Origin of the sequence: Marichromatium purpuratum 984, assembly GCF_000224005.2 — a bacterium.
In the GTDB taxonomy this organism is placed as follows: Bacteria; Pseudomonadota; Gammaproteobacteria; order Chromatiales; family Chromatiaceae; genus Marichromatium; species Marichromatium purpuratum.
Genome location: NZ_CP007031.1, coordinates 1,360,342 through 1,378,226 on the forward strand (window position 1 = coordinate 1,360,342; position 17,885 = coordinate 1,378,226).

The following is a 17,885-nucleotide window of genomic DNA, read 5'->3' on the forward strand; positions in this document are numbered from 1 at the left end:
CGGAATTTTTGCGAACCACCCTTGCAGGTGTTTGTTTGTAAAGCCTTTCTGGCAACTGGCAGTCCGAACCAGAGACCCGATCTAAAGGGGATTAAGACGGCACCCCGGCACCTTTGCAGTGTGCCTCGGTGGGGTCCGAACCAGAGACCCGATCTAAAGGGGATTAAGACGGCACCCCGGCACCTTTGCAGTGTGCCTCGGTGGGGTCCGAACCAGAGACCCGATCTAAAGGGGATTAAGACATCGCCTCGCAAAGCTGGCGATCAATCGCCGGGAGTCCGAACCAGAAACCCGATCCAAAGGGGATTAAGACGCCGCGTAGACGTGGCTGGCGCTGGCGTTTGGGAGAGGGCTTAGTGAATTTTTCACTAAGGGTCCAAACCAGAGGTCAGAGATGGCAGGTCTATCCGTGAACACTCCCTGCTTGTGCGCCGCCCCTGGGCGGTTTTTTTGTGTCTGGACGTGATCGAAAGGGGCCGGGAGACGGGTCCGTCTGACTGTCGGCGAGGGTGGGATGGTCAGTCGCCGGCAGGGAAAGCAATGCGCTGACTCAGCTCCTCGACCAGCCGGTCCAGCGCCATCGCGCGTGATCCCTTGACGAGGATGCAGGTCGCTGGATCGGTGTCGGCGAGGATCCGTGCCGCCAGTGTCGGCGGTTGACTGGAATGATGCTCGACCTGGGCTGGTGATGTGGGTGCGGCGGTGGCGGCGAAGCCGGGGCCGATGAGGATGCAGCGCTCGGCGCTGGCGGCGGCGAGGGCGGCGATCTCGCGATGGGCGGTGGGTGCGTGCGCGCCCAGCTCGTGCATGTCGCCGAGCACGGCGAGGCGTGGGGCGGGGCAGGTGCGCAGCAGCGCGAGCGCGGCGCGCATCGAGTCGGGGTTGGCGTTGTAGCTGTCGTCGATCAGGGTCGGCCGGCCGGGATCTGCGGCGAACAGGATCCGACTGCGACCGGGTAGCGGTTGGGCGGTGTCGAGCGCGGCGCGGATGCGGGACTCGGCGATCCCCAGACGCCGTGCGACGGCGACCGCCGCCGCGGCATTGAGCTGGTTGTGGACGCCGGGCAGCGCCGCTGCGACCAGCCCCGCTTCGGGGGCGAAGCGCGCGATCCGGGCGCGACAGGCCGGTGGCTCGATCGCCAGCCAGGGGGACGCCGGGAGCAGCGTCAGGGCGTCCGGGGCGAGCTGGTCGAGCAGCGCGAACTCCTCGCGCGCGACCCCGGACAGGTCACCGAGGAAGGCCAGGTGCTCCTCGCCGATATTGGTGATCACCGCAAGGTCCGGCTGGACGAGCGCGCCGAGCGCGGCGATCTCGCCGGGGTGGTTGGTGCCGATCTCGCAGGCGACGAAGTCGTCTCCGGGGCGTGCCGCGAGCAGGGTCAGTGGCACCCCGAGATGGTTGTTGAAGCTGCGCGGACTCTGGGTGCCGGTCAGGCCACCGGCGCTCAGCAGCTGGTGGATCAGGTGTCGGGTGGTGCTCTTGCCGTTCGAGCCGGAGACGCTGATCACCCGGCAACCGGCGGCGCGCAGGCGCGTGCGCTGGGCCATGGCCAGTCGGTGCAGCGCTCCGAGGGTGGAGTCGACCGCGAGTAGCGCCAGCCCCGGCGGTGGGTCGGGCGGGGCGCGCTCGACGATGGCGAGCGCGGCCCCCGCGCCGGCGGCCTGGGCGAGAAAGTCGTGGCCGTCGTATCGTGCCCCGTCGATGGCGACGAACACCTCGCCTGGGCGCAGTCGCCGTCCGTCGATGCCGAACCCGGCGAGCGGTCGCGCGACGGGCATCGGGCCGAGCCAGTGTCCCGCGACCACCCCGGCGAGATCCGCCGCGGTCCAGTGCGCCGCGCTGGGCGTGCTCAGTGCGACTCGACCGTGCACCAGTCCCCGTCCTCCGTCCGTCGGGCGCAGTCGCCGCTCGACTCGATGCGGAACAGGTGCAGCCAGCCGTGCTCGACCAGCTCGCGCACTAGGTCGTGGCGCGCGATCACAGCGTCGATCTCGCTCTGCGGCGCCTCGATGAACACGCTCAGCCGGATCGGCTCGTGGATCCAGCGTCGGCCGTCGTGCAACGACTGCAGCGGCAGCCCTACGCGCAGATCGCCGCCGTTGCCCTCGATCACACCGATGGCGCCGCCGACGACGTTGTGCAGCACCTTGTTGCCACTACCGAAACGGTGGTTGTCGACGCAGGAGGCGTAGTACTGGAGGTTGATCCAGCTGGCGACCACCATCGGCGCGGTCATGATCAGCTCCAGGGTCGCGAAGCCGTGATCGGCGCGCCAGTCGTAGTCGTGGAGGAAGGCGCGGCCACCGAGGTCGAGACCCTGGGTACGCGCGCGTGGCGCGGCAACGAAGCAGGCGTTGCCGGCCAGCCCCCACTCCGGGCGCACCTGCGACCAGTCGCGGGCGCGGTGCTCGACCCGTTTGGTCAGCGCCCGGCCCTCGCGTCCGCCGAGTCCGAGCAGCGTGGCGCGTTGCAGCCGGGTCAGCTCGCCGGCCTGATCGAGCCGACTGCCGAGTTCGGCCAGCTCCTCGGCAGAGTCGGCGGGGAGTCGCTGGTGGTCGAACAGCCGGATGCGGTCGGTGGTGGTGTCGTGGAGCGCGGGCAGGAACCAGGTGTCCTGCGGGATCGCGATACCGCGCTCGGCGAGTCCCGCGCGGACCTCCGGGGCGTTGAGCAGCGCCGCCACCACGCGGGCGTTGGTCTCGCCGCTCTGGCCGCCGCAGGCGCCGCAGTCGAGCCCGGTGGCATGCGGGTTGTTGACGCTGCTGCTGCCGTGTCCGACCAGCAGCACCAGCCGGGCGAAGCCGGTGGTCAGCGACATGCCGCGGAGGATGCCCTCGGCGAGCGCGACACGCTCGGCCTCGGGGATGCCGAGTGCGTGATCGGCATGAGGGTGGCCACAGGGCGCGAGGCTGGGGGCGAGGCGCGCGGCCTGCTCGGGGTCGAGCCTGGGATCGTCCGGGGCCGGCACCGGGCGGCTCCAGCCGAGGCTGTCACCGATGAGCTTGGGCGCGTAGAGCCAGAAGCCGGCGGCCTCGACGAAGGAGAAGCACGAGGCCGCGCCCATCTTGAAGGTCTTCCATGCCTTGCCGATGCCGAGCCGTCGGTGCTGGGCGGTCAGCGCCTCGGCCTGCTCCTCGGGCTCGGCCTCGTGCAGCTCGGAGCAGACCCGGTAGCGCGGCGTGAGCAGCACCGGGAGCTGCGGGCGTGCTCGATCGGCGCCGAACGGCTGGTGGGCGATGGGGGCGCCGAAGAAACCGGCGAAGCCGAGGGTCTGGACCTGGGGGCTGACGGTCTCCAGCGCGCGGCGGATCACCTCGGAGCGCACGTCGATGCAGAAGGCGGCCTGGAGCGGTGGGCGGGTGGCGGGCGCGCTGTGGCGGTGTGCGCGCAGTCGCGCGATCAGAGCGCGTTGATAGGCCAGCTCCTGGGCGCACAGCAGCACCCGGTCGATGGTGTCCTCGGGGTCGGGCGCGTCGGGGTCGCCGGCGCGTCGTTCGAGGTCGGCGCAGAGCGCGTGCCAGCGGGCGGTGAGACCGGGGCTGGCCTTGTGCTCGTAGACCAGGACCTCCCAGGCCAGACGGATGGCGAGCAGCGCCTCGATGTGGTCGTCGCTGCTGCCCTCGAGTTCGGCCTCCCAGCGCAGCAGCCGGGTCCAGGCCGCCCAGCCGCCGACATCGAGCAGCGCGGCGTGGAGATAGTCGGCCCAGGCCGCCTGGGGGATGCCGAGCCGTCCCAGGGCCGCGCCGATACAGGCGCGTGGCGCCTCGGGCAGGGCGCGCACCCGGGCGCGGATGCCGCTCTGGCCCATCATGTCGGCGCTGTAGTCGAGCGCGGCGAAGGCGCGCCAGGCGTCGTAGAGCCGCATCCCCGACCAGGGGTGCTGCCAGGTCGCCTGGCCCATGTCGAAGTAGGCCGCGCAGTGATGGCTGATGCGATCGATCACGAACCCCGACCAGTCGTCGGCGTCGAGTTCGTCGACCAGCGCGGTGATCAGCGGCACCCCGGTGCGTGGCGCGCGCTCCCGGCCGAGCGCCGCACGCAGCTGCTCGGGGGTGAGCGTGCTGGCGCAGCGTGCGGCGGCCTCGACGAGGTCCCGTTCGCCGATCTCGCCGCGCTCGAGCCGCTCGCGGAAATAGCCGCGCGGCATGTACATCCGCACCCCGGCGATGCGTCGCAGCAGATCCCCGGCGTGGTCGAAGTCGAGCGCGCGCAGCCCGTGGAAGGGGTTGACCGCGACGAAGCGGTCGAGCGGCCACACCGGGGCGATGCGCGCGCAGGCCGTCTCAATCGCCTCGATCAGGTCGTGCTCGCCGGGACCGGGTGTCTCGGCATCGAGTGGCAGTTGGCCGGCCATGCGTGGCTCCGGGGTGTGCAGGTCATTGGGCTTCATCTGAGATCCCTCCATCAGGCCGTGACGGTCGCCGGACGCGGCGGCCACAGTCGGGTGATCAGTCGGGTCACCAGGATGTCGACGTAGAGTCCGTTGTAGAGATGGACCTGGATCGCTTGGCGCAGCGGTCCGTGCAGCCGGGTGAACAGATGCTGGAGCAGCAGCAGGCCGACGAAGACGGCGACGATCGCCAGCGCGGTGAGGGTGCCGAGCCGCGCGGCGGCGACCGGCAGCGCCACCAGGTCGTCGGCGACGGCCAGCTCGAACAGTCGGTGCAGCCCGAAGTAGCCGACGCAGACCAGGGCGCCGATCAGGGTCGCGCGCGGCAGCAGCGCGGCCTCGGCGCCGAGGCGCAGCGCCTGCAGCAGCAGTTGGGCGACGGCGACGGTGACGATCGCCCCGGCGACGAGCAGCGCCGGTTGGTGGCCTGGATCGATGCCGAAGGCCAGCGCGGCGAGCAGCGCCATCAGCAGCGCCCCCTGGAAGGCGACCAGCCACTGCCAGGGCGCGAGCAGGGCCTGGGCGAGCTGCGGTGTGGGGGCGCGGAAGCCGTCGACGCTGCTGCCCGAGGCGAGGAAGGCGTGCGCCTTGTAGAGCGAATGGGCGACCAGGTGCAGCAGCGCCAGGCTGTAGAGTCCGAGCCCGGCCTCGAGCAGCATGAAACCCATCTGCGCCGAGGTTGACCAGGCCAGCGAGACCTTGATGCTGGTCTGGGTGAGCATCACCAGCGAGGCGACCACCAGGGTGACGAGCCCGATCAGCGCGAGGGCGTCGAGCGCCGCGCCCGAGAAGGACATGATCGGGCTCATGCGGATCACCAGGAAGGCCCCGGCATTGACGATCCCGGCGTGGAGCAGCGCCGAGACTGGGGTCGGCGCCTCCATCACCTGCAACAACCAGCCGTGGAAGGGGAACTGGGCGCACTTGAGCGCCGCGCTCAGCACCACCAGCCAGGCCGCCCACTGCAAGGGCGCCGACAGCGGTCCGAGATGCCCGGCCATGGCCGCGTGCAGTCCGGCGAACTCCAGGGTGTGCAGCTCGGCGCCGATCAGCACCACCGCGATCAACAGGCTGACGTCACCGATACGGCTGAACACGAACTTCTTGTGTGCGGCAAGCTGCGCGCCGGGCCGCTCCGGGTAGAACAGCAGCAGGCGGTGCAGGCTCAGGCTGGTGGCGATCCAGGCGAGCGCGAACAGCAGCAGGTTGCCGGCGACGATCAGGGTGAGGATCGCCGCCAGGGTCAGCAGTAGCCATTGGTGGAAACGCCCCTCGCCGGGGTCGCCGGCCATGTAGTTGCGTGCATAGCGGGTGACTACGGCGCCGACCAGCGACACCAGACAGAGCATGATCGCGGTCACCCCGTCGAGATAGACCCCGAGCCCGAGGCTGCCGAACAGCGGTACCGGCAGTGACAACAGGGTGATCGACTGCGCCGGGCCGAAGCCGTGTCCGAGAAGCGTGACCAGCGCCAGTGCGAAGGCCGTCCAGGCCGCCAGCCCGGAGAGCCGGGCCATCCCGGGCCCGGCCTCCCGCGCGCGCAGCCCGGGCAGCGCCCCGGCGGCCCAGAGCACGGCGGGCGTGAGCAGGGCGGCGAGGGTGGAGAGCGTGAGCGTCATACCGAATCCTCCCGACTGAGCAATCCATGGGCGATGTCCTCAGGGTAGGTCGGTCATCCCTCCTTAAAAAATCGATCTTTTAGCTGATTTGTATCGATTTATTTCGATGAGTCAGCGTTTGCGTTGAGCGATCGACAGGGAAGTGAACCGCAATGACGCGAAGAACGCGGAGGGTGGGCAAAGCGCAGCGTGCCCACCGTGGGCCAGCCGTCAGCCGTCAGCAGCCAGCAGCCAGCAGCCAGCAGCCAGCAGCCAGCCGATCGAACCGTGATGACGCGAAGAACGCGAAGGGGTTTCGTAAGGTGGACAAAGGCACCGTTGTTTCAGGATCGCGTCCCGCGCCCCGCCGCCAGCTGTAGGTTGGGTTGCCGACGGCAACCCAACACCGGCGCCGTTGCCCGATGATGGCGCGCCGATGCCGGGTGACAGGTCCACGGGCGTTCCCAGCTCGTCGACTGAGCGGTGCGCGGACGAGACGTCGAGCCCGGGTTGATCGCAATCTCTTCGGATCGAATCCCCCCAACCCCCTTTGACCAAAGGGGGCTTTCAAGCCCTTTGCGTCCTTCGCGTCATCGCGGTTCAATCCCTCGGCGGCTGGCGGCTGGCGGCTGGCGGCTGGCGGCTGGCGGCTGGCGGCTGGTGGGCACGCTGCGCTTTGCCCACCCTACAAAAAACCTTCGCGTCCTTCGCGTCATCGCGGTTCAATCTTCTGGCGACCGATCTTGCATCGGTCGCGATCTGCGTCTAACGTCCACGGTTTGCGGCGCGCCCGGTGGTTGGCGGTCGAGGATGCAGGATTCGAGCAGGAGCTGGGTGTGCGGTGGATGGGTTGATCGTCGACCTCGAGGTGGTTCCCGCGGGCGACGAGGCGCCCGCCCGTATCTTCAAGATCGGTGCGCTGCGCCAGGGGTCCGGCGAGACGCTGGAGCTGGACACCGACGGCGGGCTCGATGCCGCGCTGCGGCGCCTCGATGCCCTGGCCGAGGGTGCCGACTGCGTGCTCGGTCACAATATCCTCGACCACGACCTGCCGCTGTTGCGTGCTGCCGCCCCCGATCTGAGGCTGTTGCGCCTGCCGGCGATCGATACCCTCAGGCTCTCGCCGCTGGCCTTCCCCCAGGACCCCTATCACCAGTTGGTCAAGGACTACAAGGCGGTCGCGGCAAGCCGTAACTCGCCGCTGGCCGACTGTCGCGCGACCGCGGCCCTGTTCGAAGCCGAGACCGAGGCCCTCGCCGCGCTGGGCGCGCGCTGCCCCGAGTTGCTCGACTGCTATCAGACCCTGCTCACCGAGCGCGCCGACGGCGGGCTCGGCGCCTGGTTCGCTGGCCTGACCGGGCACGCGCCACATGCGGCGGACTGGCTGGTCGGGGCGTTGCGCGGGTTGCTCGTCGACGAGATGACGGCGGCGGCCGTCCGGGTCTGTCCCGCCGCGCTGGAGGCGCTGCTCGCCGGGCTGGTCGTCAACACCGAGCAGCGCTGGTCGCTGGCCTATGCCTTGTCCTGGCTGCTGGCGGGCGTGGGCGAGGCGGTGCTCGCGCCCTGGGTGCGCCATCAGTTCCCCGTCACCGCCGAGCTGATCGCGCGGCTGCGCGACACTCCCTGTGGCGATCCCGCCTGCGCCTATTGCGCGCAGGTCCACGACCCGAGGACTCAGCTCCGGCGCTATTTCGGCTTCGACGACTTCCGCCGCGAGCCCGAGGGCGGCAGCCTGCAACACGATCTGGTGCTCGGTGGCATGCGCGGCGAGTCGCTGCTGGCGGTGTTGCCCACCGGCGGTGGCAAGTCGCTGTGCTACCAGCTCCCGGCGCTCAACCGCTATCAGCGCAATGGCGCGCTGACGGTGATCGTCTCGCCATTGCAGTCGTTGATGAAGGATCAGGTCGACGGGCTGCTGGCGCACAACCTGCACTGCGCGGCGACGCTCAACGGCCTGCTGACCCTGCCCGAGCGCGCCGACGTACTCGATCGCATCCGGCGCGGCGCGGTCGGGCTCCTGCTGGTCTCGCCCGAGCAGTTCCGCAACCGCGCCTTCCGCGCCGCCATCGCCCAGCGCGAGGTCGGTGCCTGGATCTTCGACGAGGCGCACTGTCTGTCGAAGTGGGGCAACGACTTCCGGCCCGACTATCTCTATGTCGCGCGTTTCATCCGCCGCTTCGGCGGCGACGATGCGCCGGTGGCGCCGATCGGGTGTTTCACCGCCACCGCCAAGCCCGATGTGCTGGAGGACATCCGCGCCCATTTCACCAAGGTGCTGGGGATCGGCTTCCGCGACCTGATCGGCACGCCCCGGCGCGCCAATCTCGACTACGGGGTGCTGCCGGTCGGCGCCGCCGAGAAACCGGTGCGCATCCATCAGCTGCTCACCGAGACCTTCCCCGAGCCCGACTCGCCCGGCGGCGCCGTGGTGTTCGCCGCCAGTCGGCGCCATGCCGAGGAGCTGGCCGACTTCCTCGTCGGGCAGGACTGGGACTGTCGGCACTTCCACGCCGGGCTGGCGCCGAACGCCAAGAAGGACATCCAGGACGCCTTCAAGCGCGGCGAGCTGCGGGTGATCGTCGCCACCAACGCCTTCGGCATGGGGGTCGACAAGCCCGACGTGCGGCTGGTGGTGCACGCCGACATCCCCGGCTCGCTGGAGAACTATCTGCAGGAGGCCGGGCGCGCCGGGCGTGACCAGCAACCGGCGCGCTGCGTGCTGCTCTACGATCCGCAGGACATCGAGACCCAGTTCGGGCTCGCCGCCCGCACCCAGCTGAGCCTGCGCGATATCAAGCAGGTCCTCGCCGCGCTGTACCGGGTCCATGAGATACGCGGCGAGAATCGCGATCTGGTGGTCAGCAGTGGCGAGATCCTCCAGCACGCCGCGCTCGATGCCGGGTTCGACGCCGATGCCGATCACGCCGAGATCAAGGTGGTGACCGCGCTCGCCTGGCTGGAGCGCGCCGCGCTGCTCGAGCGCGATGTCAACGAGACCCGCATCTTCCCCGCGCGGTTGCACGAGCCGGATCGCGCCCGCGCCGCCGCCCGTCTCGACCGGGCGGGATTGCCGCGCCGCCAGCGCACGATCTTCGACACCGTGCTCGATTGCCTCTATGCCGCCGCGGCCGATGCGCGGATCGACACCGACACCCTGGCGCGGGCGACCGGGACCAGCGGTGAGGAAGTGACCGGGGTGCTGCGCCAGCTCGAACAGCTCGGGCTGGTGGACAACGACACCCAGCTCACGCTGTATTTGCGCCATGGCGTCAGTGGCGCGGCGAAGGGGCGCCTGGAGCGCTGTCTCGCGCTCGAACAGGCGCTGTTCGCGCTGTTGCCGGAACTCGCCCCGGACGCCGACCAGGGCGAGTGGCAGGACCTCAATCTGCCCCGGCTCACCGCGCGCCTGCGCGATGAGACCGGGCAGGACGGGCTCAGCCCGCCACGGGTGCTGCGGCTGCTGCGCGGGCTCGCGCAGGAGCGTGATGGCGACAGTCGCCAGCCCAGCGCCTTCGAGCTGGATGCCTTCAGTCGCGACCATCTCCGATTGCGGTTGCGCGGGCGCTGGGGCTGGAGGCAGATCCGTGAGTTCGGCGAGCGCCGGCGCGCGCTCGCAGCGACGCTGCTGCGCTTCCTCATCGCGCGGATCCCCGAGGGGGTCAGGCGCAAGGATGTCCTGGTCAGCACCACCTTCGGCGAGCTGCTCGGCTGCATCGAGGGTGATGCCGTGCTCGCCGCCACCCTGCGCCCGGAGCAGCGTCGCGCGGCCATCGAGCACGTGTTGCTCTTCCTCCATCAGCAGGAGGTGCTGGCGCTCAATCACGGCATGACGGTGATGCGGCGGGCGATGACCATCGCGCTTGCGCCCGAGCGCACCGGTGGCTACCAGCGCAAGGACCACGATCGGCTCGATGCCCATTATCGCGAGCGTCGCTTCCAGATCCACGCTATGCGCGAGTATGCCGAGCGCGCCCTCGACAGCGGCATGGAGGCGGCACGGACGCTGCTGGCCGACTATTTCAGCCAGTCCCGCCAGGCCTTCCAGCGTCGTTACTTCGCCGGCAAGGCCGAGGTGCTGAAGTTGGCCACCAGCGAGGCGTCGTGGCGGGCGATCGTCGAGCCGCTCAACGCGATCCAGCGCGGCATCGTCACCGCCCACGACGATCGCAACCGGCTGGTGCTCGCCGGGCCGGGCTCGGGCAAGACCCGGGTGGTGGTGCACCGTATCGCCTATCTGCTGCGGGTGTTGCGGGTACCGGCGGCGAGCATCATCGCGCTCACCTTCAACCGCCATGCCGCCAACCAGATCCGCCGACGTCTGTTCGACCTGGTCGGGCGCGATGCCTGGGGGCTGACGGTGCTGACTTATCACGCCATGGCGATGCGCCTGACCGGCACCAGCTTCGAGCGGCGCGACAGCGTCGACGAGGCGTGCCTGGACGAGGTGCTCGATCGCGCCGCCGCGCTGCTCGATGGCACGGTCGAGGCCGACGGCGAGGACGATCTGCGCGAGCAGTTGCTGCGCGGCTACCGTTATATCCTGGTCGACGAGTACCAGGACATCGACGACCGTCAGTACCGCCTGGTCAGTGGTCTGGCCAGGCGGCGTGCCGAGGGCGAGCAGGATGCCGGGCTGTGTATCCTCGCCGTCGGCGACGACGATCAGAACATCTATGCCTGGCGCGGCGGCAACAACCGTCACATCGAACGTTATCGCGAGGAATACGATGCCGAGATCGCCTATCTGGTGGAGAACTATCGCTCCAGCGGCGCCATCGTCGCCGCCGCCAACCGGCTGATCGCGACCAATCCCGACAGGCTCAAGGAGGCGCACCCGGTACGGGTCGATGCCGCGCGCGCGCAGGCGCCGCTGGGCGGGCGCTGGGCGGGGCTCGATCCCGTGGCGGCGGGGCGGGTGTGTTGTCTGCGTCTGCCCGAGCACGACCGCGCCAGCGGCAACCAGCAGGCCCAGGCCGCGCTCGGCGAGCTGCGCCGGCTGCTCGCGCTCGAGGGCGAGGGCGAGGGCGAGTGGCAGGGCTGTGCGGTGCTGGCGCGCAGCCATCGCTATCTGCGCCCGCTACAGAGCTGGTGCGAGCGCGCCGGGGTGCCCTATCACCTTGCCGCCGAACAGGGGCGGGCGCTGCCGCTGACCCGCGAGCGCGGCTTCCTGCGGGTGATCGACGCGCTGCGCGCGCTGCCCCGCGAGCAGCTGCTCGATGCCGCCGCGACAGGGACGCGGACCGCGGTGCTGGGGCTCGAGCCGCGCTGGCGGCGCTTCTTCGCCGAGGCGTTGGCGGCGCTGGCCGGCGAGCTTGGTGATTGCCAGCTCGCCCCGGCGACGCTGATCGACTGGCTCTACGACCATGCTCGCGAGATCCGCCAGCAGCCGCGCCTGGGGCTCTTCCTCGGCACGGTGCACGCGGCCAAGGGGTTGGAGTTCCGCCATCTGGTGCTGCTCGATGGTGATTGGCGCGCGACGCCCGAGGCGATCGAGGAGATGCGCCGACTCTATTACGTCGGTATGACCCGTGCTCGCGAGACCCTGACGCTGTGCGCCATCGGCGCGGGGAACCCCTGTCTCGATGCGCTCGGCGAGGGGCTGTTCGAGCGCCAGGTGCGGCTCGCGCACGCCCCCGAGCTGGAGGTGTGTTATCAGCCCCTGGGGTTGCAGGAGATCGATCTCGGCTATCCGGGGCGCCAGCCCGAGGGGGCGCCGATCCATGCCGCGATCGCCGCGATCGTGCCGGGCGAGCGGTTGTTCCTCGATTCCGAGGGGGAGCGGTATTTGCTGCGCCGCGCCGATGGTCAGGTAGTCGGGCGGACCGCGCGGGCCTTCCGGCTGGGGCTGGTCGATCCGGTCTGCGAGGTCGTCGCCATCATCCGCCGCGAGGCCGAGGACAGCGAGCCACCATTCCGCAGCAAGCTGCGCTGCACGCGCTGGGAGGTGGTGGTGCCGCGGCTGATCGGTCGGCCGCAGAGGCGGGTGGCGGCGCTGTCGGTGGGTTGATCGCGCGGGGCACCAGGGGTGCTGCCCCGCGCCGGTCGGTGTCTCAGGGTTGCGGCATCATGCCCATACCGCCGGGGGATTGAACCGCGATGACGCGAAGGACACGAAGGGTTTGAAAGTGTTGGGTTGCCGTTGGCAACCCAACCTACGACGCTGAGCGATCGACAGGGAAGTGAACCGCGATGACGCGAAGGGTGGGCAACGATCGTAGGGTGGGCAAAGTGCAGCGTGCCCACCGTGTGCCAGCCGCCAGAAGATTGAACCGCGATGAGGCGAAGGACGCGAAGGGATTTCGTAAGGTGGACAAAGGCGCCGTTGTTCCAGGATGGCGTCCCGCTCCCCGCCGCCAGCTGTAGGTTGGGTTGCCGTCGGCAACCCAACACCGGCGCCGTTGCCCGATGATGGCGCGCCGATGCCGGGTGACACGTCCACGGGCGTTCCCAGCTCGTCGACTGAGCGGTGCGCGGACGAGACGTCGAGCCCGGGTTGATCGCAATCTCTTCGGATCGAATCCCCCCAACCCCCTTTGACCAAAGGGGGCTTTCAAGCCCTTTGCGTCCTTCGCGTCATCGCGGTTCGATCTCCTGGCGGCTGGCGGCTGGCGGCTGGCGGCTGGCGGCTGGCGGCTGGCGGCTCCGACCTACCCGTTGCGGGAGATGCGGATGCTGAAGTCGATGCGCTCGCCGCGTCGCGCCGAGGCGCGGGGCTGGAAGGGGCGGATCAGCCAGACGGTCGGGGCGCTGGCCTCGAGGGTGGCGGTACGGCCCTCGAACTCGCCGCGGAAGACCGCGCTGCCGCGACTGTCGGAGCTGTCGTGGACGTTGAAATAGGCGTTTTGGCTGGCGCTCTCCATGGTCACCACCAGGCGCTCGCCGGGGGCGCTGCGGACGGCGTAGGCGGGGCTGGCGTAGCCATCGATGCGGCCTTGCAAGTACACGGGGCCGCTCCTGGAGGGCGACTGGACCTCGACCAGGGTCTCGTCTGGACCGAGCAGGCGCTGGATCGAGGTGTTGGTGACTTCGCGCTCGGTGGTGGTGGGGATGGTGGTGCCGCAACCGGTGACGAGCGCGAGCAGTGACAGTGTGACGAGCAGGTTGAACGGACGCATCTCGATTGTGCTCCTTGTTGGTCGATGAGGCGGGGCTTGGCGCGTAGACGGGGCTGAGAATTGGCCCGCCGATGGCGTCGATCAAGCGCTGTCCGTCGGTTCCCGATCGAGCTGTCACGGCAGTGGCGCAAGGTGCGCGTGCGTCGCGCTGTCACGCTGGTCTCTGGCCGGGGCCGGCGGTCAACCGAGACGTGGCGGCGGCAGGGTGCCGACCAGGCGGAAGCGACGATAGTCGGTGAGGATCTCGGCGTGATCGAAGGCGAGCCGTTCGGGAAGCGCATCGGGATCGAACAGCTCGATCCCCTTGGCGTCATCACGGGCCTCGGGCTCGCCGCTGGCGGTGGCGATATAGACTGCGCTGGCGGTATGAGCGCGCGGGTCGCGTAGTGGCGCCGAATAGACGCCGAGCAGCGCCTGGAGTTCGACGTTCAGGGCGGTCTCCTCCAGTGCCTCGCGGATCGCAGCGTGCTCGACCCGTTCGCCGGGATCGACGAAGCCACCGGGGATGGCCCAGCCGTGGGGCGGGTTGCGCCGCTCGATCAACACGATCGGACGCTCGGGCCGGTCGATCAGCTCGATGATGACGTCGACGGTGAGTAGCGGGGTGACGGGTGCGGGCATCGTTGACCTTTCTGGGTTGGGGCTATGCGCGACGCAGCCGATCGATGGTCTCGACCAGGCTGAGTACCAGGGCGCCGGCGAGAATACCGATCAGGGCGTTGATCAGCAGCGGCGTCAGGGTTGCGAGCAGAGCGCCGAGCACGGGCAGTCCGGCGAGGACCTCGGCGAGATGGTGGAGCGGTTCGCCGATGATCGGCAGGCCATGGACGAGAATGCCGCCGCCGACCAGGAACATCGCGACGGTGCCGACGACCGACAGCCCCTTCATCAGTCGTGGTGCGGCGTGCAGGATGGCCGCGCCGAGTCGGCGCCGCACGCTGGCGAGCGCGCCCGCGCCGCTGCTGCGACTGAGATAGAGCCCGGCGTCGTCGAGCTTGACGATGGCCGCGACCAGACCATAGACCCCGATGGTCATCAGCAGTGCGATGCCGGTGAGGACCAGCACCTGGGTGATGAAGCCGGCCTGTTCGACGGTGCCCAGGGTGATGACGATGATCTCGGCCGAGAGGATGAAGTCGGTGCGGATGGCGCCGGCGATGCGCGCGCGCTCGACGGCGGCGAGGTCGGTCGTGGGGTCGGCGAGGGTCTGTTCGAGTTCGGCCTCGCGCGTCTCGCCCTTGGGGTTGCCGTGGAGACGGTGAGCGACTTTCTCGAAGCCCTCGTAGCAGAGAAACAGTCCGCCGAGCATCAGCAGCGGCATGATCGCCCAGGGGGCGAGTGCGCTGATCAGCAACGCCGCCGGGACCAGGACCAGCTTGTTGCGCAGCGAGCCCTTGAACACCGCCCAGACCACCGGCAGTTCACGTTCGGCGCGCAGCCCGTGGACCTGTTCGGCGTTGACCGCGAGGTCGTCGCCGAGGACGCTCGCGGTCTTGCGCGCCGCGACCTTGGTCAGCAGCGAGACGTCGTCGAGCACGCTGGCGATGTCGTCGAGCAGGGCAAGCAGGCTGGTGGCCATGGTGACGGGTCCCCCGGTGGCGAGCGGCCAAAGTGGCTATTTGACATGCGTCATTCGCTTGTGTCGAGAGAGCGGCGAAAATCCAAAGTTAATCTGATAAAAGTCCTTGATAGAGATCATTACCACCATGTCGTCTGTCCTTCCCCCCCGTCTGCTGCGTCCGCTCTCTCTGCCGCTGCGCCTGATGCCGACGACCTTCCACAGCCGCGCGCTGGCGCGCATCCTCAACCAGGTGATGAAGGAGGCCATCGCTGATGGCGAACTCGACTTCCTCGAGGGCCGTCAAGTCGCCATCGAGATCGCCGACATGGGTGTGCGTTATCGCCTCGGTTTCGAGAATGGTCGTATCCAGGGCTATGGCGAGCAGCGTCCGGCCGACGCCAGCATCGCCGGCGACACCCGCGAGTTCATGATGCTGGCGGCGCGTCAGGAGGACGCCGACACCCTGTTCTTCCAGCGTCGGCTGCGGATGTCGGGCAGCACCGAACTCGGACTGTATCTGAAGAACTTCCTCGATGCCTTCGAGCCGCCGGAGCGCTGGCAGCCGCTGACCCGCGCGATCGACCGCATGGCCGGGGTACGCTTCCCCGGCCACTGAGCCGGTCCCTCGTCGCAGGCGTGAAAACGCCCCGTCAGGCTTGGCCTGACGGGGCGTTTTCGTTGTGATGCCGTGCTGGCGCCGTCCCTGGCGCATCCTCTCAGTGGTTGGGCACGATCAGCACCGGGATCGGGCTGTTGTGCAACACCTTGCGAGCGGTCGAGCCGATCGCACCCAGTCCCATCTGTGCATGGGTACGGGTGCCGAGCACGATCAGATCGGCCTCGCGCGCCTGGGCCACCCGGAGGATCTCCTCCGAGGGCAGGCCGCTGGCCACTTCCAGCGCCTCGACGATCTCCGATTCGGCGTCGCACGAACCGGGAACCTCGGCGCAGTACTTGGCCAGGCGCTTGTGGAGGGTGGCGAGCACCTCCTTGAGCACCTCCTGCTCGTGCTGCTTCATGTTCATGTCCGGCAGATAGGCGCCGACCACCGTCTGGCCGGTGCTGCCCATCGGCTCGACCACGTGTAGCATGGTGATCCGCGCGCCGGTGCTCTTGGCCAGTGCCACGGCGTTGTGGAACACCGGACGGGTGTGGGTGCCGAAGTCCGATGCGTAGAGGATGTGCTGATAGATCGGCATCTGGTTCGTCATCATTTATAACCCTGCAATTGGTCGATGTATTCCGGCAGGAACAGCGAGATCTGCGGGATATAGGTGATCAACATCAAGAAACCAAGGAGCAGCAGCATCCACGGCAGCACCGCCTTGATGACCCAGCCGATGCTCTCGCCGGTGATGCCGGCGGTGACGAACAGGTTGAGTCCGACCGGCGGCGTGAGCATGCCGATCTCCATGTTGACGACCATGATGATGCCGAAGTGGATCGGGTCGATGCCGAGCTGCATGGCGATGGGGAAGAGGATCGGCGCCATGATCAGCAGGATCGCCGAGGGCTCCATGAAGTTGCCGGCGATCAGCAGCAGGATGTTGACCACGATGAGGAACATCCACGGCTCCAGGCCCCAGGCGACGATCGACTCGGCGATCTGGTGCGGGATGCGCTCGGTGGTCAGCACATGGGCGAACAGCATCGCGTTGGCGATGATGAACAGCAGCATGATCGAGACCTTGGCCGCATCCAGCACCACCTTGCGTACCTCGGGGTGGGCGAAGCTGGTGGCCAGTGCCGTGGGTACCTGCCAGGTGTTGCGCCCGAGCATGCGGAAGAAGCCCTCGCCCTGGTAGCGCCAGGGCACGGTCTTGAGCGGGCCCATGTCGCGGTAGCCGATCACTGCGACCAGGAAGGCATAGACTGCCGAGACCGCTGCCGCCTCGGTGGGGCTGGCCACGCCGCCGTAGATCGAGCCGAGCACGATGACGATCAGCAGGATGCCGCCGGAGGCGCTGAAGGCGGCGCGGAAGATCTCGCGGAAGCCCGGCCAGGGCTGCGAGGGCAGCTTCTTGATGCGAGCGACGATATAGATGGCGATCATCAGGATCAGACCCATCATCAGCCCGGGCACGAAGCCGGCCATGAACATGCGCGCGGCCGAGACCTCGGTGGCGGCGGCATAGACCAGCATCACGATCGAGGGCGGGATGAGGATACCGAGGGTGCCGGCATTGGTGATGACACCCGCGGCGAACTCCTTCGGATAGCCGGACTTGACCATGCCGGCGATGACGATGGTGCCGATGGCGGCGACGGTCGCCGGCGATGAGCCGGAGACGGCGGCGAACAGCATGCAGGCGAGCACCGAGGCCATCGCCAGGCCGCCACGGATGTGTCCGACCACGTCGGTGGCGAAGCGGATCAGGCGCTTGGCCACGCCGCCGGTCGAGAGGAACGCCGAGGAGAGGATGAAGAAGGGAATCGCCAGCAGGGTGTAGTGCCCGGAGAGCGCCTCGAACAGTTTGAGCGCGATCGAGGCGAGCGAATCGTTGGAGAACAGCAGGATGGTGGTGATGCTGGAGAGCCCGAGCGCGATGGCGATCGGCATGCCCAGCAGCATGCAACCGAACAGCAACAGGAATAGGGTTGCGGTGGTCATTGGTCGGCCACCTCACGCTTGAGTTCTTCGGCCAGGTGCATGCTTTCCTCTGCCTCGTTGGTCTGGTGGAAGCCGGTGGCGCGACCGGTGGCCACGGCCCACAGCAGCTCGAGCAGGCGGATCGAGAGCATGGCCAGCCCGATCAGCAGGATGCTGTCGGCGATCCAGGTCTGGACGGCGATGTCCTCGAGTTCGATGCCGATCATCTTCATCTTGCCCAGATAGATCCAGGCGCCGTAGATGAACAGTCCGCAATAGGCCAGCGCGAGCAGGATGGCGAGCGCCGAGATCAGCCGCTGGACGAGCGGCGAGAACAGTCGCACGAAGGCGTCGACCCCGATGTGGGCGCCGACCTTGAGGCCGTAGGAGACGCCGAACAGGACGAACCAGGCCGACAGGTGCAGGGTGGCCTCCTGGCCCCAGGAGACGCCGGTGCTGAAGCCGAAGCGCATGATGACCTCGGCGAACACCAGGAGGGTCATCGCCACCAGCAGCAGCGAGATGATGGCCTCCTCGGTCTTGTTGATGAAGCGCAAGAACATGGTCAATGACGCTCGAGTTGAGTGAAGGTGGTCAGATTGAGGGTAGACACTGGCGCGCCGCCTGGCGC

Annotated in this window: 11 protein-coding genes; 2 read left to right on the forward strand and 9 right to left on the reverse strand. The window is 68.7% G+C overall.

The genetic code is table 11. The features are described from left to right. Nucleotides 1–518: 518 nt before the first annotated feature. The 3 genes from MARPU_RS06190 to MARPU_RS06200 are packed head-to-tail and all read right to left on the reverse strand — an operon-like array spanning nt 519 to nt 6,009. Nucleotides 519–1,871, reverse strand: coding sequence for a UDP-N-acetylmuramoyl-tripeptide--D-alanyl-D-alanine ligase (locus MARPU_RS06190; RefSeq protein ID WP_005220891.1), 1,353 nt, complete (start codon nt 1,869–1,871; stop codon nt 519–521). Beyond that, the gene (locus MARPU_RS06195; protein ID WP_005220893.1) at nt 1,850–4,390 is read right to left on the reverse strand and encodes a YbcC family protein; all 2,541 of its coding nucleotides are present in this window, start codon (nt 4,388–4,390) and stop codon (nt 1,850–1,852) included. Before MARPU_RS06195 ends, MARPU_RS06190 begins: the two co-directional genes overlap by 22 nt. 14 nt (nt 4,391–4,404) lie before the next feature. Continuing rightward, nucleotides 4,405–6,009 (reverse strand): NADH-quinone oxidoreductase subunit L, encoded by a 1,605-nt coding sequence (locus tag MARPU_RS06200; protein ID WP_005220895.1) that lies wholly within the window; start codon nt 6,007–6,009, stop codon nt 4,405–4,407. A gap of 820 nt (nt 6,010–6,829) precedes the next feature. Between MARPU_RS06200 and MARPU_RS06205 the strand changes: the two genes are divergently transcribed. Continuing rightward, a complete protein-coding gene (locus MARPU_RS06205; RefSeq protein ID WP_005225101.1) occupies nt 6,830–11,995 on the forward strand; it encodes a RecQ family ATP-dependent DNA helicase in 5,166 nt (1,721 codons plus the stop codon). Between the two features lie 640 nt (nt 11,996–12,635). Here the strand turns inward: MARPU_RS06205 and MARPU_RS06210 are convergent. The 3 genes from MARPU_RS06210 to MARPU_RS06220 form a co-directional block, all read right to left on the reverse strand. Next, nucleotides 12,636–13,103, reverse strand: coding sequence for a hypothetical protein (locus MARPU_RS06210; protein ID WP_005220907.1), 468 nt, complete (start codon nt 13,101–13,103; stop codon nt 12,636–12,638). 180 nt (nt 13,104–13,283) lie between these two features. After that, nucleotides 13,284–13,724 carry an NUDIX domain-containing protein gene (locus MARPU_RS06215; RefSeq protein ID WP_005220909.1) on the reverse strand — a complete coding sequence of 147 codons (441 nt, stop codon included), beginning with the start codon at nt 13,722–13,724 and terminating at the stop codon, nt 13,284–13,286. Nucleotides 13,725–13,746: 22 nt separating this feature from the next. Then, a complete protein-coding gene (locus tag MARPU_RS06220) occupies nt 13,747–14,682 on the reverse strand; it encodes a DUF808 domain-containing protein (protein ID WP_005220911.1) in 936 nt (311 codons plus the stop codon). 127 nt (nt 14,683–14,809) lie between these two features. Between MARPU_RS06220 and ubiT the strand changes: the two genes are divergently transcribed. Further along, the gene (ubiT, locus tag MARPU_RS06225; RefSeq protein WP_005220913.1) at nt 14,810–15,280 is read left to right on the forward strand and encodes a ubiquinone anaerobic biosynthesis accessory factor UbiT; all 471 of its coding nucleotides are present in this window, start codon (nt 14,810–14,812) and stop codon (nt 15,278–15,280) included. A gap of 100 nt (nt 15,281–15,380) precedes the next feature. Here ubiT and MARPU_RS06230 read toward each other — a convergent pair whose 3' ends face one another. From MARPU_RS06230 to MARPU_RS06240, 3 genes are read right to left on the reverse strand one after another with little or no spacing between them, the layout of a single operon-like run. Next, complete coding sequence (locus tag MARPU_RS06230) at nt 15,381–15,878, reverse strand: universal stress protein (RefSeq protein WP_005220915.1); 498 nt, start codon at nt 15,876–15,878, stop codon at nt 15,381–15,383. After that, entirely contained in the window at nt 15,875–17,275 is a 1,401-nt protein-coding gene (locus tag MARPU_RS06235; protein WP_005220917.1) for a TRAP transporter large permease, read from the reverse strand. The genes MARPU_RS06230 and MARPU_RS06235 overlap by 4 nt, the downstream gene beginning before the upstream one ends. Beyond that, nucleotides 17,272–17,817: a TRAP transporter small permease gene (locus tag MARPU_RS06240; RefSeq protein ID WP_005220919.1), complete on the reverse strand. Its 546-nt coding sequence runs from the start codon at nt 17,815–17,817 to the stop codon at nt 17,272–17,274. The genes MARPU_RS06235 and MARPU_RS06240 overlap by 4 nt, the downstream gene beginning before the upstream one ends. Between the last annotated feature and the right edge of the window lie 68 nt (nt 17,818–17,885).

What these genes read in the sequence shown, in the direction of transcription:
- MARPU_RS06230 (WP_005220915.1), bottom strand. Translation starts at nt 15,878, where the DNA reads ATGATGACGAACCAGATGCCGATCTATCAGCACATCCTCTACGCATCG.
- MARPU_RS06235 (WP_005220917.1), bottom strand. Translation starts at nt 17,275, where the DNA reads ATGACCACCGCAACCCTATTCCTGTTGCTGTTCGGTTGCATGCTGCTG.
- MARPU_RS06240 (WP_005220919.1), bottom strand. Translation starts at nt 17,817, where the DNA reads ATGTTCTTGCGCTTCATCAACAAGACCGAGGAGGCCATCATCTCGCTG.
- MARPU_RS06220 (WP_005220911.1), bottom strand. Translation starts at nt 14,682, where the DNA reads ATGGCCACCAGCCTGCTTGCCCTGCTCGACGACATCGCCAGCGTGCTC.
- MARPU_RS06215 (WP_005220909.1), bottom strand. Translation starts at nt 13,724, where the DNA reads ATGCCCGCACCCGTCACCCCGCTACTCACCGTCGACGTCATCATCGAG.
- MARPU_RS06200 (WP_005220895.1), bottom strand. Translation starts at nt 6,009, where the DNA reads ATGACGCTCACGCTCTCCACCCTCGCCGCCCTGCTCACGCCCGCCGTG.
- MARPU_RS06210 (WP_005220907.1), bottom strand. Translation starts at nt 13,103, where the DNA reads ATGCGTCCGTTCAACCTGCTCGTCACACTGTCACTGCTCGCGCTCGTC.
- MARPU_RS06195 (WP_005220893.1), bottom strand. Translation starts at nt 4,390, where the DNA reads ATGAAGCCCAATGACCTGCACACCCCGGAGCCACGCATGGCCGGCCAA.
- ubiT (WP_005220913.1), top strand. Translation starts at nt 14,810, where the DNA reads ATGTCGTCTGTCCTTCCCCCCCGTCTGCTGCGTCCGCTCTCTCTGCCG.